Source organism: Streptococcus oralis (assembly GCF_003943825.1).
GTDB classification, from domain to species: Bacteria; Bacillota; Bacilli; order Lactobacillales; family Streptococcaceae; genus Streptococcus; species Streptococcus oralis_CD.
Genome location: NZ_RJNJ01000126.1, coordinates 1 through 516 on the forward strand (window position 1 = coordinate 1; position 516 = coordinate 516).

Here is a 516-nt window from a genome sequence, read left to right on the forward strand (position 1 = left end):
GTCCACTTGATAACTATCGTACTGCATCGTATGATTATCCAATTGCTTGTTTAAGGCCCATCCTGCTTCTACTGCAGGCGTATAAACCACTAAAGGTTTGATAGTTGAGCCTGGGCTACGCTTAGACTGAGTGGCATAGTTGAAATTGCGGAAGCCTGGTTTGTCATCACCAGCTACGCTACCAACAACGCTACGCACCCCACCTGTTTTAGGCTCTAAAGCAACACTACCTGATTCAGCATGTGTTCCGTCTTCTGCCTTTGGAAATAGTGAGGTATTTTCGTAAACAACCTGCATGTTGGCTTGGTAGTTTTGGTCAAGTTCTGTATAGATTCGATAGCCGTTGTTGACAATTTCCTCTTCTGTGAGATTGTACTTGGAAACTGCTTCGTTGACAACTGCATCAAAATAAGACGGGTAACGATAATCCGAAATCTTCCCTTCATACTTATCTTGCAGTTGAGAAGCCATATCTGCTCCAGCTGCTTCGGTCTCTTGATTTTTATCAATATAGCC

1 protein-coding gene is annotated in these 516 nt (G+C 43.4%); it reads right to left on the minus strand.

Annotated features, from left to right (window positions below; translation table 11 throughout):
• The coding region (locus tag D8863_RS10950) for a penicillin-binding transpeptidase domain-containing protein (RefSeq protein ID WP_260469811.1) at positions 1-516 on the minus strand (516 nt) is incomplete at both ends.